Genomic DNA, 13326 nt, shown 5'->3' on the forward strand with positions numbered 1-13326 from the left:
ATGCAAGAACAGGCACTCCTGACCCAGGCAGAATTGGCGTTTATCCGCCAACTGCATCAGCCCGCCCCCACCGAGCAGCGTAACCAACCGCGCCTGCAGGTGGATCTCGGCAAACAACTCAGCGAACTGCTGTCGCACTGCGCGGCCAATGAACAGCTGAGCCTGCATGCGCACATCGCCAACCAGCACCTGACCTTTGACCTGCACCTCAGCCAGGACGAGCAAAACGCACCCTGTCTGCAACTCAGCGCCCCGCAGATTTTCGACGAAGGTGAAATCAACCGTGCCTGGCGCTCGCCTCTGGCTGAGCCGCTACCGCTGCACAACCGACGTGCACAGCCTGGCGACTTGTGGATTCACCAACTGTCGATGAATGGCGCACTGGTTGAATACCGTGGCAGAGGCCAGCCGCCCAGACGTTTTCAGCGCCTCCTGCCGGTAGGCGAAGAGCGCTCGATTGCCGTGAGTGGCACCTTGGTGCGCACCACCGCAGATGGCCTTTTGGCCTACCAGCTGCACACCCTCGACCGTCATAGCGACGAGCAATTGCGCCAGTTCATCTACCAGCAGCACCTGCAGCAGGAACAACGCCGGCAGGCCCGGCGCGGCTGAGTGAGCGCAGCAGAATGGCAGGCAAAAAAAGACCCGCACTCAGTGCGGGCCTAAGGTGCAGGAGAGACTCCTGCAGCAGGGATAAAAAAATCCGATAACCGAAAAGGGCGGAAAAATGGCTATCGGATTGCGCAGTCGTTTCAGGCAGCAAATTCCTCATCACTGAAGGCCATCAAGGTGGCTTTGCCGGCCTTGACCTCAGCCAGCAGGCTGTCGGTTTCAGTCAGGATGCGCGCCATAAAGAAGTCGGCAGATTTGAGCTTGGCACCGTAGAACAGGGTTTCCGTGCTGCCGGCAGCCAGCTTGGCCTTAGCCTCCGCCGCCATGCGCGCCCACATCCAGGCCAGGCTGGTCAGGGCAAACAGACGCAAGTACGGCGTTGCTGCTGCACCGGCCTGTTCAGGGTCTTTCATGCCTTCGCTGGCAATCCACAATGTGGCTTGCTGCAATTGTTTAAGCGCAGCACCGACTGCAGATACATGCTCTGCCTCGGCATTGGCCTTCAGCCAGCCTTCAATCAGGGCGAAGTAATTACGCACGGCACGGCCGCCACCCAAGCCCAGCTTGCGACCGACCAGGTCAAGCGCCTGAATGCCGTTGGTGCCTTCATAGATGCGGGTAATCCGCGAATCACGCACCAGCTGCTCAATACCCCAGTCTTCGGTGAAGCCGGAACCGCCGAGCACCTGCAAACCGTCGTTAGCACAGGTAAACCCTTCATCGGTGAGGAAGGCCTTGACCACCGGTGTCAGCAGCTGCACCAGATCATCCGCTTGCTCGCGAACCGCAGGGTCTTCATGGTCGTGGGCAACGTCTTCATGCAGACCGGTGAAATACGCCAGGGCACGGCAGCCTTCAATCATCACCTTCTGCCGTAGCAACATGCGTCGTACATCCGGGTGCACAATGATCGGATCAGCCGGCTTGTCCGCCGCTTTCGGACCGGACAACGAGCGACTCTGCAGGCGCTCCTTGGCAAAGCCGAGGCTGACCTGATAAGCACTTTCGGCAATACCAAGGCCCTGCATGCCGACCATCAGGCGCGCCGAGTTCATCATGGTGAACATGCACTTGAGGCCTTTGTTCGGCTCACCAATCAGCCAGCCCTGGGCGCCTTCGAAATTCATCACACAGGTGGCCGATCCCTTGATGCCCATCTTGTGCTCCAGGCCACCACAGAACGCCGGGTTACGACTGCCGTCTGCGAGGAATTTGGGCACCAGGAACAGTGAAATACCTTTCACGCTGTCCGGTGCATCCGGCAGCTTGGCCAGCACCAGATGCAGGATATTGTCAGCCAAATCGTGCTCACCACCGGTGATCCAGATCTTGGTGCCACTGATGGCATAGCTGCCGTCTGCCTGCGGTACAGCACGGGTGCGAATCAAGCCCAGGTCGGTGCCGCACTGCGGTTCCGTCAGGCACATGGTGCCGGTCCACTCGCCGCTGATCAGTTTCGGCAGGTAGCGCTCCTGCAAGTCACGCGTGCCGTGAGCGGTCAGCGCATTGATCGCGCCGTGAGTCAGGCCCGGATACATGCCCAGCGACAGATTGGCCGAGCAGACCATCTCTTCGACCATCATGTTCAGCACATGAGGCAAACCTTGGCCGCCGAATTCCGGGGTACAGGCCAGCGCCGTCCAACCACCTTCGGCGAATTGCTGGTAGGCCGCCCGGAAACCGTCCGGAGTTTTAACCGTCTTGCTCTGCGGATCGTAGTGACAGCCCTGCTTGTCGCCTGAGCTGTTCAACGGAGCGAGTACGTTTTCCGCCAGCTTGGCGGCTTCTTCCAGAATGGCGCCACCGAGGTCGTCTCCGAACTCGCGCTGCGTAGGCAGCGACTGCAAGGTGGCATAAGCGTCGAGCACCTCGTCAAAAACGAAACGCATGTCACGAAGGGGTGCGCGGTATTGGGTCATGTTGCTGAGTCCTCAAGCTGTACACGTGGAGACAAGCTATACACAAACAAACAATGTATAGCTTTTGTACAGTCAAAAATCACAGACAGCAAGCATTTCTTGTACAACACGTACAAGTAATCGAAATCGGCGACAAAATTCGGACGCAGGCAAGCAGCGCCATGCAGGCAACAAACGAGGGTGTCAGATCAATTCAGCGACGGACTCAGGTGTCCAGGTGACCGGCAAGAAACTGCTGCAGACGGCGCTGCATCAGGCGACCTTCATTGCCCAGGCAGGCGATCGGCGAACCACTGAGGCTTTCCTCGGCGAGATCGGCGCCATCACCCGCCATCACCAGCGGGCAATCCAGCGCCAGCGCCAGGCGCGACAATACCTTGGGCAGGTCATCGCTGGGCGGCTGGTTGGAGAACAGCACCAGGGCCTGGGGCTGCATTTTTTCGCAGATCAGCGTCAGCTCTTCCAACGGCTGGCCCAACCCAAGCACGCTGACAGCGGTGTCGGCGCTGCTCAGCAGCAAACCGGCCACCAACAACTCCAGCTCGCGGCAATGGCCTGGCAACGCCGCCAACAGCACCCGTTCCTCAACCTGTGCACGCAGCACCTGCAGGCGTTGCAGGGTGCGGGCTCGCAGGAAGGTATCGAAGAACAGCCACTCGCTGGCCTGGCCGTATTCGTCCTGACGCAGCAGCAGTTCCTGCCACAGCGGCATAAGGATGTCCTGAAACACCACGGGCAACGGGTAGCTGGAGAAAATCTGGCCGTACAGACGATCCAGGCGCAGCTCATCAAAAGCACTGATGGCGCGGCGCAGCTGGGCTTGCCACTCGCCCCACTCGCTGGCACTGACCTCTTCATAGACTGGCGAACTGGCGGACTTGATCGAACCGCTCTTGGCCAGAATCTTGCCGACCTTGCTTACCGCCACGCCGCGCTCGATCCACGCCAGGATGCTGCGCACTGCCTCAATGTCCGCTTGGGAATACAGGCGATGACCGCTATCAGTGCGCGTCGGCTGAATCAAACCATAGCGCCGCTCCCAAGCCCGCAGGGTCACCGGATTGACGCCCGTCAGGCGCGCCACTTCGCGGATGGGAAACAGCTCCTCCTGCTTGAGGGCACTCGAAACGAGGGACGACGCACCAACGAGATCGGACATGGGCGGAGGTTTCACAGAAAAAATGTTGCACGCATTGTAACTCAGCTATTTTGCGCATACTTTGTACAAAACCTATACAAAGACTTAGACCATGAACATGCAACCTGCTTGGCCCCTGACGCTCTACTACGACGGTGACTGCCCGCTCTGCGCGCGCGAGATACACACGCTGCGTCGGCATGCCAGCGTGCAGCGCCTGTGCCTGGTCGATATCAGCCTGAGCGACTTCCACCCCGAATCCATCGGGCATACCCGACAAACCCTGCAGAACCGTCTGCATGCTCGCTTTGCGGACGGCCAGTGGGTTACCGGCCTGGATGCCACCCTGTGGAGCTGGCACGCTGCCGGCCTGGGTCACTGGGCAGCGCCGCTGACCTGGCCGGCATTGCGCCCTCTGCTGGAACTGGCCTACCGCGTATTTTGCCGCTTGCGCCCACACCTCGACTGGCTGCCGCACCCCGATGGCAGCCAACGCTGCCGCAAACAGCAGTGCGACAGCACATCTGCCCACTGAGCGGCTAGCGCAGAGGCAACCAGAGCCCAGGATCGCTCTCGAGCAAGGCCGGACGCCCGATGATTTCATCGTGGCTTTCCGGCTGCAGCAAGAGCACCTGACGCACGCCACAGCGGCGCAAACGCATCTTCAGCAGCGCCAGGTTCGGCCAAAGCGCCCGACCTGCGGTGTAGTCCAACGTGCGCACCCGCCCGGCCTGACTGACTACCCGCACCTGATAGCCACAGCAGCGCAGCGTCAGCACCTCAACCTGCCGCACTCGCCCACATGCCAGCGCCACACTCAACTGCCAAGGCTTCATGATCGCCATACCTGTACAAGAAAACCATTTCTGTACACGATAAAAACAATTTTATTGAGCCGCAATCTGTAAATAAAACTGATTAAACTCAATGAAATAGGGCCTAAAGCGTTAAATACAGCAGTAGCCGCACTGCGCGCATGGTTGTACAAACAACATTGCTGGTATAACTTTAATCCCGGTTCAGTCGAAGCCGCGCCTTACTGGTCAGGTAACCCGGCACAGCGTCGCTGAACCCACCCTTTTCTTTCTGCGAGTCGAGCATGAGCGCCAGTGCCGCCCCCATCCTGATTACCGGAGCCAGCCAGCGCATTGGTCTGTACTGCGCCGAACGTCTGCTGGATGACGGTCACTTAGTGATTGTTACCTACCGCCGCGAACGCGACGGCATTACCGCACTCCGACAACGCGGTGCCCTGGCCTTGCAAGCCGATTTTGCCAACGAAGCCGGCATCCTGGCCTTTGTCGAACAACTCAAGAGCCACACCGATAGCCTGCGCGCCATCGTGCACAACGCCTCCGACTGGTTGGTGGAAATACCGGGCGAAGAAGCGGCGGCCTTCCAGCAGCTGTTCAGTGTGCACATGCTCGCGCCCTACCTGATCAACCTGCACTGCCAACCTTTGCTGGCACGTTCCACGCCGGCCGATATCGTGCATATCAGTGATGATGTCGCGCGCAAGGGCAGCGCCAACCGCCCCGCCTACTGCGCCAGCAAGGCCGGGCTGGACAGCCTGACCCTGTCATTCGCCGCGCGCTTCGCGCCACAGATCAAGGTCAACGGCATCGCTCCGGCATTGATCATGTTCAACCCGGACGACGATGCCGACTACCGCAGCAAAACCCTGAACAAATCGGCACTGGGCATCGAACCCGGGCCTCATGTGATCTACCAAAGCCTGCGCTACCTGCTGGATAACCCCTACGTCACCGGTACCACACTGACTGTCAACGGCGGCCGCCATCTCAAATGAGGCTGGCCGCGAGGACCCTGCAATGACCCCAGAACTGCCTAACCACTACCGCGAGATTCTCCTTGGCGTTGGTGAAAACCCTGAACGTGAAGGCCTGCTGGATACGCCCAAACGCGCCGCCAAGGCCATGCAGTACCTGTGCAACGGCTACCACAAGAGCCTGGAAGAAGTGGTCAACGGTGCACTGTTCGAGTCGGATAACGACGAGATGGTGATCGTCCGGGATATCGAGCTGTACTCGCTGTGCGAGCACCATATGCTGCCCTTTATCGGCAAGGCTCACGTCGCCTACATCCCGACCGGCAAGGTGCTCGGCCTGTCGAAGGTGGCACGCATCGTCGATATGTATGCACGGCGCCTGCAGATTCAGGAAAACCTCACCAAGCAGATCGCCGATGCGGTCCAGCAGGTAACCAACGCCGCTGGCGTGGCCGTGGTGATCGAAGCCAAGCACATGTGCATGATGATGCGCGGTGTGGAGAAGCAGAACTCGGTGATGACCTCCTCGGTGATGCTTGGAGCCTTCCGTGAATCCTGCAACACTCGCCACGAATTCCTGCAATTGATCGGACGGAGCAAGTAATGCCGCGACTGGAACCCGGGATGGCGCGCATCCGCGTCAAGGACCTGCGCCTGCGCACCTACATCGGTATCAAGGAGGAGGAGATCAACAACAAGCAGGACGTGTTGATCAACCTGACCATCCTCTACCCCGCTGCCGACGCCGTGCGTGACAACGATATCGATCACGCCCTGAACTACCGCACCATCACCAAGGCGGTCATCAGGCATGTCGAGGAAAACCGCTTCGCCCTGCTCGAGCGCATGACCCAGGAAATTCTCGACCTGGTCATGACCAACCCCGACGTGCGCTACGCCGAGGTGGAAGTCGACAAGCTGCACGCTCTGCGCTTTGCCGAGTCGGTGTCGATCACCCTCGCCGCTCACCGCTAACTGCTGCCCGGCGCGTCCTGCGCCGGGGCCGTTGCCGCCAGGCGGGCATGCTTCTATCATCGCCGCCAACGTCTCCTCGCCTGCCATCAGAGAGCATCGCCATGACCGAGCAAGAACGTCTCGAACTTGAAGCCGCCGCCTTTCGCAGCCTGGTGCAACACCTGCGTTCGCGCCCCGATGTACAGAACATCGACATGATGAACCTCGCCGGTTTCTGCCGTAACTGCCTGTCCAAGTGGTTCAAGGCGGCTGCCGACGACATCGGCGTGGCCATCACCCCGGACGAAGCCCGCGAAGAGGTCTACGGCATGCCGTATGCCGAGTGGAAAGCCAAATACCAGAAGGAAGCCAGCGCCGAACAGCAGGCCGCCTTCAATAAAGGAAAAGATGCATGAGTGCCCTGAACGAATTTCGCGCCAAGCTGCACAGTGACCACTTCACCTTCGCCGAAACCCTGGCGTTTATCGCCGAGCACTACCAGTACCAGCCCAGCGCCTTCAGCAATGGCGATGTGCACAACACGGCCGGGCAGAACGAAGGTTCGTGCAAGACCCTCGGCCTGGCCCTGCTCGAAGGCTTGAGCCTGGAAGAAACCCTGCGCTGCTTCGGCGAACATTACCGCAGCGTGCTGGCCACCCCGAACGGCAGCGATCACGGCAATATCCGCGCCCTGATGAATAGCGGTCTGGCAGGCGTGCGTTTCGAGCAGCCATCGCTGCAGCGCATCAGTCACTAGTCACTCGCCAGGCCCACTGCGCAGATTTCTGCGCAACTGTAGGTAAAGGCTGACAGACATCAGTGTGCGACCGCTCTAAACTGCGCGCCATCAGTCGAACGAGAACACCAGGGAAGGTGCTTCGTGCAGCGTCGTTGCCGCTCTTCCCGGTTTACCCCTTACCCGGCTTGGAGTCGCGTCAATGCAGCAGACCCTGGTATGGAAACCATGGCACAACCCCGGCGTGGAAAACCTGCGTCTGAACATCGATGAGCATGGCATCAACGCCACCAGCCATCTGATGCAAAGCCTGCGGGGCAACAGCATCGCCGCTACCTATGTACTCAACTGCGACCCGCGCTGGCGCTTTCGCCGCCTGTGGCTGAAGGTCGACAACCACGGCCAGCGCAGCCTCAACCTGAAACGCGATATTCGTGGCAACTGGTTTCACAACGGCGAACCGCGCCCGGACCTCAGTGAATGCCAGCAGGTGATGCTCTCCGACTCGCCCTTCACCCACACCCCAGCCCTGCAACGCTGCGCCCTGGAAACCGGGCAGAGCGAGTCGCTGCAAGTGGCCTATGTCGACCTGCTGACCCTCAAGGTAGAAGCCCGCAGCCAACGCTACCAGCGTCTGCGCGAGGAAGGCGGGAAAACCCTGTACCGCAGCGAATCACAAGGCAGCAAAAGCCGCGAACTGACCGTTGATCAACATGCCCTACTGGTCAAAGCCAGCGATCAGTTTTTGCGCATGAGTTCGCGGGACTTGAAGCTCAATACCTGGGTCTAGGCAGGCCGCAGACAACAAAAAGCCTCGATTAAATCGAGGCTTTTTGCATTCTCAGGCTCACTGCCCGTCGAGATAACGTTCCACATCCAGCGCCGCCATGCAGCCGGCACCGGCCGAGGTGATCGCCTGGCGATAGACATGATCAGCTACATCGCCGGCAGCAAATACACCGGGAATACTGGTGGCAGTCGCATTGCCCTCACGACCTCCATTGACCACCAGATAACCGTCCTTGAGCGCCAGCTGCCCCTCAAACAGCGAGGTATTCGGCGTATGGCCGATGGCGACGAACAGGCCATCGACGCTCAGCTCATCGAAGCTGCCATCGTTGTTCTTCACCCGCACAGCGGTCACGCCCATGTTGTCGCCGAGTACTTCATCCACCTCGGCATTCAGCTTGAGCACGATCTTGCCCTCGGCGACCCGCGCCTGCAGCTTGTCCTGCAGAATCTTCTCAGCGCGGAAGGTTTCCCGGCGGTGCACCAAGGTCACCTTGCTGGCGATATTGGCCAGGTACAGCGCCTCCTCTACTGCGGTGTTGCCGCCACCGACCACCGCCACCTCACGGTTGCGGTAGAAGAAGCCATCGCAGGTGGCACAGGCGGAAACGCCCTTGCCCATAAAGCTTTCCTCGCTGGGCAAGCCCAGATAACGGGCACTGGCCCCGGTGGCGATGATCAACGCATCGCAGCTGTAGGTGCCGCTGTCACCGACCAGGGTGAACGGCTTGCCGGCCAGGTCCACGGCATTGATATGGTCGTAGACGATCTCCGTCTCGAAGCGCTCGGCATGCTCCTGCATGCGCTGCATCAGCGCCGGCCCGGTCAGGCCATGTACATCGCCCGGCCAGTTATCCACCTCGGTGGTGGTGGTCAGTTGGCCGCCGGCCTGCAGGCCGGTAATCAGCAGGGGCTTGAGGTTGGCCCGCGCGGCGTAAACCGCGGCGCTATAACCGGCGGGGCCGGAGCCCAGAATGATCACGCGGGCATGACGATTGGTAGACATCAGCAACTCCACCCGGCTGAGCCGGCAATAATAAAAAGGGACGCCCACGAAGACCTGGGGAAGGCATTAAGAGTGGAAGCCCCGCAAAGGGATAAACCATCAGTTGCCGCGCAGCCTATGCCCGCTTGCCGCACGGCGGAAATATGCTTTGCCAATGCCCCGTATAGGCAGGCCCTATAACGCGCCCAGGCAATCGTTAGCGCCCGTTGCCGAGGCTTTCACCCGCCACACAAAGCCGGTAAGGTCGGCGCGACTTCAATTCCATGGAGACTTGCCCATGCCCGCTCCCGCGCTGACCGGCCCGCAATACCTCGGCGAAGGCCTGAAACTGGTATTGAGCCCAGGCCTGCGGCTGTTCGTACTGTTACCGCTGACGATCAACCTGATCCTGTTTACCGCGCTGATCGTGGTTTCCCTGCAGCAGTTCGCCGGCTGGGTCGACACCTTTATGCCGAGCCTGCCAAGTTGGCTGAGCTTTCTCGAATACGTGCTGTGGCCGCTGTTTGTGCTGCTGGTGCTGCTGATGGTGTTTTTCACCTTCACCTTGCTGGCCAATATCATTGCCGCGCCGTTTAACGGCTTTCTCGCGGAGAAGGTCGAAGTGGTGGTGCGCGGCCAGGACGACTTCCCGCCCTTCAGCTGGGCCGAACTGATGGCCATGGTGCCGCGCACATTGGGCCGCGAGATGCGCAAGCTCGGCTACTTTCTACCACGCGCCATTGGCCTGCTGATCCTCAGCTTTATCCCGGTGGTCAATCTGATTGCCGCGCCGCTGTGGCTGCTGTTTGGTGTGTGGATGATGGCGATTCAGTACATCGACTACCCAGCGGACAACAACAAGCTGAGCTGGCAGGACATGCTCGCCTGGCTGCGCGAGAAACGCTGGCAGAGCCTGGGCTTTGGCGGCATCACCTATGCCGCCTTGCTGGTGCCGGGGCTGAATATCCTGATGATGCCGGCTGCGGTGGCCGGCGCCACGGTGTTCTGGGTGCGTGAACGTGGCGAGCAGGCGCTGACGCCTACTCCTTGAGGGCAAGTGCGCAGGCTAGCTGCGCTCAAGCACCGCGCGCAGCGCCTGCATCGAGGCCTGGGATTCGCGCTCGATACGCTGGCTTAGCAGCAGGCAATTGGCCAGGCGCATAAGCACATTATCGAAGCCGTATTCCAGGGTGCGTACGAACTCACAACCGCCCTCCGCCTCCACACATTCATAAGTCAGCAGCAGCGCCAGGCCGTGATCGCCACGGGCGCTGGCCTGCCAGCGGCGTGCCGGTTGGTAGTCGAGCACATCCCAGCACAGATGGCCGGCGCGGCCGCCGGCGTGGATATCTTCCTCGAACACATCCCCCGCAAGCAGCACACCCTCTCGGCCGTAGATGCGCAGTGATGATGGGTGCCATTCGGGCCAGTGAATCGGCGCGGCTGCATAACTCAGCACCTCGTCCGCCGGGCGGGTGAGACGGATGCGATGCTGCTGGCGATTCTGCTGATACGTCGGCTCCGGCTCCCAGTGCAGGGTGCCGTACAGCCAGTCCATGAGTGGATGAACGATGCCGAAGTTGCGCGCATGCATCAGTTCACGGCGGTGATGCAGGGTGTGCAAGCGGCGCATCTGACGAATCCACGGCAGGCGCGAAACCGGGTGTTCGTCTGGCAGATGCTCGCAGGCGTGCACCACCTCATAACTCATATACCCCAGCAGCATGCTGCCGGCGAACAGCGCGGCAAGGTTGCTGTCGAGGTGCGCCAACAGCCACCAGATGCCCAGCAGCGGCAGGCTATAGAGCACGATCAGCCAGGCGGGAAAGAGGATCACCCGCCAGTCACGCGACGTCTCGTAGCGCATCTGGCCTTCGATGAAAAAGCTGTGGTGATCACCCGTGTGGCGCTTGTAGAACAGCTGACCAAAGCGCGTCTTGTTGTGCCCCAGGCGCTTGTGCACCTGGTACTCGCCCCAACTGAAGAACACCAGAGTCAACGGCACCAGCAGCCACTGCCAGGACGCTACCGCATCCAGCGTGCGCCACAGCAGGGTCAGGCAGGTCAGGCCGTAGGCCAGCACAAAGCCGGCATGCAGCCAGGGGTTGTACAGCGGGTGGATGGCATCCCGATAACGCGTGCGGAAAGCCTGGGCATTGTCATTGTTGTAGGCCACGGCATAACTCCTGTGCAGATTGACAGCAGTCTAGGCGCGGCCAGATCATTCCGATAATGGATATTTAGAAAGAGCATTATTCTTGATAACGAATTTGCGCCAGCTCGATCTCAACCTGCTGCTGGTCTTCGATGCACTGATGCAGGAAGGCAACCTGACCCGCGCCGCCGAACGCCTGCACCTGAGCCAGTCGACCGTAAGCAACGCCCTGGCCCGCTTGCGCCAGCAACTGGGTGAAGAGCTGTTTCTGCGCACCGCCCGGGGCCTGACGCCCACCGCCCGCGCCCAGGCGTTGTATCTGCCGGTACGTCAGGCTTTGCGCCTGCTGCAGACCGGCCTGGGCCCGGCCGAGCCGTTTGATCCACAAACGCCACACGCCTTCAGCCTATCCCTGAATGACTACGCACAAGCTGCGCTGCTGCCCATGCTGCAAGCACACCTGGCGCGCAACGCTGCGCAGGTCGAGTTGCTGGTGCAAGCCGATGATGCCGATAGCCTGGTGCAACGCCTGGAAAGCGGCGCGCTAGACCTGGCCATCGACTACCTGCATTTCGATTCGCCTGACCTGCACTACAGGCCGCTGCGCGAAGAGCCGCTGGTGGCCATCGGCCGCGCCGGCCACCCGGCCTTTAGCGGCGGGCTGAGCCTGGAGGATTACCAGCAGGCGCGGCATATCACGGTCACCCCGCGCGCCGGGCGCGGCTCGCCACTGGAGATCGTCCTCGGCTCGGCCAGAGTGCGCCGGCAGGCAGCGCTGCATCTGCCCAACTACCTGCCAATTCCGGCCATCGTCGCCCAGACCGATCTGCTCGGCACCGTGCCTGCCCGCCTGGCCGAAGCCTTAGCCCCGGTGCATGCGCTGGAAATCGCGCCACTGCCCTTCGATATGCCGCCGGTGCAGGTCAGCCTGATCTGGCACCAGCAACAGCACCACGACCCGGCACACGCCTGGCTGCGGCAACAGCTGATCGAACTGCTCGACTGACATACAAACGCAAGCAAAACGTCACAGTCATTACACAGCGGCAGCGGACACTGCTGCCATGAGCACAGCTTCCCTGCATATCGCGCTGATCAGCGAAACCTTCGCGCCGGAAATCAATGGCGTGGCCAACACCCTCGGGCGCCTGGTCGAGGGCCTGCGCGTTCGTGGCCATCGCGTACAACTGGTGCGTCCGCGGCAGAACGTCGACCCACGCGGCGCAGCCGATGAGGATTTACTGCTGACCCGTGGCTGGCCCTTGCCCGGCTACCCCGGCTTGCAGTGGGGGCAGTCGTCGCTGCACAAGCTGCTGCGTAGCTGGCAACGCCAGCGTCCGGATGTGCTGTATATCGCCACCGAAGGGCCGCTGGGTTTGTCCGCCCTGCGCGCCGCGCGGCGTTTGCAGATCCCCGTGGTCAGCGGTTTTCACACCAATTTCCAGCAGTACACCGGGCATTACGGCTTTGGCCTGTTAACCCGCCTGCTGACCCATTACCTGCGCTGGTTCCACAACCGCTCGCAGGCGACCCTGGTGCCCAGCGTCAGCCAGCAGATCGAGTTGCAACGCCGCGGTTTCGACAACCTGGCGTTGCTTTCGCGCGGCGTCGACAGTCAGCTGTTTCACCCGGCCAAGCGTTGTGCGGCGTTGCGCGCGAGCTGGGGGCTGGACGACGGCGATATCGCCATCCTGCATGTCGGCCGTTTGGCGGTGGAAAAGAACCTGGCCTTGCTCAGCAAAAGCTTTCAAGCGCTTCAACAGGCGCACCCGCAGCGGCGACTGAAACTGATTCTGGTCGGCGACGGCCCGCAGCGCGCCAGCCTGCAGCAGCAACTGCCGGATGCGGTGTTCTGCGGCCTGCAGCGCGGCGAAGCGCTGGCTGCGCATTACGCCTCGGGCGATCTGTTTGTCTTTCCCAGCCTGTCGGAAACCTTCGGCAATGTGGTGCTCGAAGCCCTGGCTTCCGGGCTTGGCGTGGTGGCGTTTGATCAGGCGGCAGCGGCGCAGCATATCCGCCACGGGCATAACGGCGCGCTGGCGGTGGCCGAGGACGAACAGGGCTTTATCGACGCCGCCAGTTGGCTGCTGACCGACCACGAAGGCCTGCGCCGGGTGCGCCTGAATGCGCGGCTACATGCCTCACGCCAGGGCTGGCCAGCGATTGTCGAGCTGTTCGAGCAGCATCTGCGCAGCGCCATGCAGCCCGCAGCGGAGTTACCCGCGGGCAGCACGCAGCATTGAGCAAAC

16 protein-coding genes are annotated in these 13326 nt (G+C 61.1%); 11 read left to right on the forward strand and 5 right to left on the reverse strand.

What is annotated here, in order from left to right; translation table 11 throughout:
• Positions 1-612: a hypothetical protein gene (locus ACOCLD_RS16715; protein ID WP_422909974.1), complete on the forward strand. Its 612-nt coding sequence runs from the start codon at positions 1-3 to the stop codon at positions 610-612.
• A gap of 140 nt (positions 613-752) precedes the next feature.
• Here the strand turns inward: ACOCLD_RS16715 and ACOCLD_RS16720 are convergent, their stop codons facing one another.
• Positions 753-2531: an acyl-CoA dehydrogenase C-terminal domain-containing protein gene (locus tag ACOCLD_RS16720; protein ID WP_422909975.1), complete on the reverse strand. Its 1779-nt coding sequence runs from the start codon at positions 2529-2531 to the stop codon at positions 753-755.
• A 205-nt stretch (positions 2532-2736) separates the two neighbouring features.
• Positions 2737-3690 carry a MerR family transcriptional regulator gene (locus tag ACOCLD_RS16725; RefSeq protein WP_233686317.1) on the reverse strand — a complete coding sequence of 318 codons (954 nt, stop codon included), beginning with the start codon at positions 3688-3690 and terminating at the stop codon, positions 2737-2739.
• 97 nt (positions 3691-3787) lie between these two features.
• Between ACOCLD_RS16725 and ACOCLD_RS16730 the strand changes: the two genes are divergently transcribed.
• A complete protein-coding gene (locus ACOCLD_RS16730; RefSeq protein WP_422911829.1) occupies positions 3788-4204 on the forward strand; it encodes a thiol-disulfide oxidoreductase DCC family protein in 417 nt (138 codons plus the stop codon).
• Positions 4205-4208: 4 nt separating this feature from the next.
• Here the strand turns inward: ACOCLD_RS16730 and ACOCLD_RS16735 are convergent, their stop codons facing one another.
• Positions 4209-4505 (reverse strand): DUF6482 family protein, encoded by a 297-nt coding sequence (locus ACOCLD_RS16735; RefSeq protein WP_422909976.1) that lies wholly within the window; start codon positions 4503-4505, stop codon positions 4209-4211.
• 263 nt (positions 4506-4768) lie between these two features.
• On the opposite strand from ACOCLD_RS16735, the gene folM reads away from it, so the two are divergent.
• The 6 genes from folM to ACOCLD_RS16765 all read left to right on the forward strand — a co-directional run bounded on the left by folM (position 4769) and on the right by ACOCLD_RS16765 (position 7938).
• Positions 4769-5479 carry a dihydromonapterin reductase gene (gene folM / locus ACOCLD_RS16740; RefSeq protein ID WP_422909977.1) on the forward strand — a complete coding sequence of 237 codons (711 nt, stop codon included), beginning with the start codon at positions 4769-4771 and terminating at the stop codon, positions 5477-5479.
• A gap of 22 nt (positions 5480-5501) precedes the next feature.
• Positions 5502-6062, forward strand: coding sequence for a GTP cyclohydrolase I FolE (gene folE, locus ACOCLD_RS16745; protein ID WP_233686321.1), 561 nt, complete (start codon positions 5502-5504; stop codon positions 6060-6062).
• Complete coding sequence (gene folX / locus ACOCLD_RS16750; protein WP_233686322.1) at positions 6062-6433, forward strand: dihydroneopterin triphosphate 2'-epimerase; 372 nt, start codon at positions 6062-6064, stop codon at positions 6431-6433. The genes folE and folX overlap by 1 nt, the downstream gene beginning before the upstream one ends.
• A 101-nt stretch (positions 6434-6534) precedes the next feature.
• A complete protein-coding gene (locus ACOCLD_RS16755) occupies positions 6535-6828 on the forward strand; it encodes a DUF1244 domain-containing protein (protein WP_233686323.1) in 294 nt (97 codons plus the stop codon).
• On the forward strand, positions 6825-7169 hold the full coding sequence (locus ACOCLD_RS16760) for a HopJ type III effector protein (RefSeq protein WP_422909978.1): 345 nt from the start codon (positions 6825-6827) through the stop codon (positions 7167-7169). The genes ACOCLD_RS16755 and ACOCLD_RS16760 overlap by 4 nt, the downstream gene beginning before the upstream one ends.
• 181 nt (positions 7170-7350) lie before the next feature.
• Positions 7351-7938, forward strand: coding sequence for a putative glycolipid-binding domain-containing protein (locus ACOCLD_RS16765; RefSeq protein ID WP_233686325.1), 588 nt, complete (start codon positions 7351-7353; stop codon positions 7936-7938).
• 57 nt (positions 7939-7995) lie between these two features.
• Here the strand turns inward: ACOCLD_RS16765 and trxB are convergent, their stop codons facing one another.
• Positions 7996-8943, reverse strand: a complete 948-nt coding sequence (trxB, locus tag ACOCLD_RS16770; protein ID WP_422909979.1) for a thioredoxin-disulfide reductase — start codon at positions 8941-8943, stop codon at positions 7996-7998.
• 277 nt (positions 8944-9220) lie between these two features.
• On the opposite strand from trxB, the gene cysZ reads away from it, so the two are divergent.
• A complete protein-coding gene (gene cysZ, locus ACOCLD_RS16775) occupies positions 9221-9973 on the forward strand; it encodes a sulfate transporter CysZ (protein WP_422909980.1) in 753 nt (250 codons plus the stop codon).
• A gap of 15 nt (positions 9974-9988) precedes the next feature.
• Here cysZ and ACOCLD_RS16780 read toward each other — a convergent pair whose 3' ends face one another.
• Positions 9989-11098 carry an SRPBCC family protein gene (locus ACOCLD_RS16780; RefSeq protein WP_422909981.1) on the reverse strand — a complete coding sequence of 370 codons (1110 nt, stop codon included), beginning with the start codon at positions 11096-11098 and terminating at the stop codon, positions 9989-9991.
• Positions 11099-11180: 82 nt separating this feature from the next.
• On the opposite strand from ACOCLD_RS16780, the gene ACOCLD_RS16785 reads away from it, so the two are divergent.
• Together ACOCLD_RS16785 and ACOCLD_RS16790 are read left to right on the forward strand one after the other, a co-directional pair.
• Complete coding sequence (locus tag ACOCLD_RS16785) at positions 11181-12083, forward strand: LysR family transcriptional regulator (RefSeq protein ID WP_422909982.1); 903 nt, start codon at positions 11181-11183, stop codon at positions 12081-12083.
• A gap of 58 nt (positions 12084-12141) precedes the next feature.
• On the forward strand, positions 12142-13320 hold the full coding sequence (locus tag ACOCLD_RS16790) for a glycosyltransferase family 4 protein (RefSeq protein WP_422909983.1): 1179 nt from the start codon (positions 12142-12144) through the stop codon (positions 13318-13320).
• The last annotated feature ends 6 nt before the right edge of the window (positions 13321-13326 follow it).

This window comes from Pseudomonas cimarronensis, assembly GCF_049331905.1.
Taxonomy (GTDB): Bacteria; Pseudomonadota; Gammaproteobacteria; order Pseudomonadales; family Pseudomonadaceae; genus Aquipseudomonas.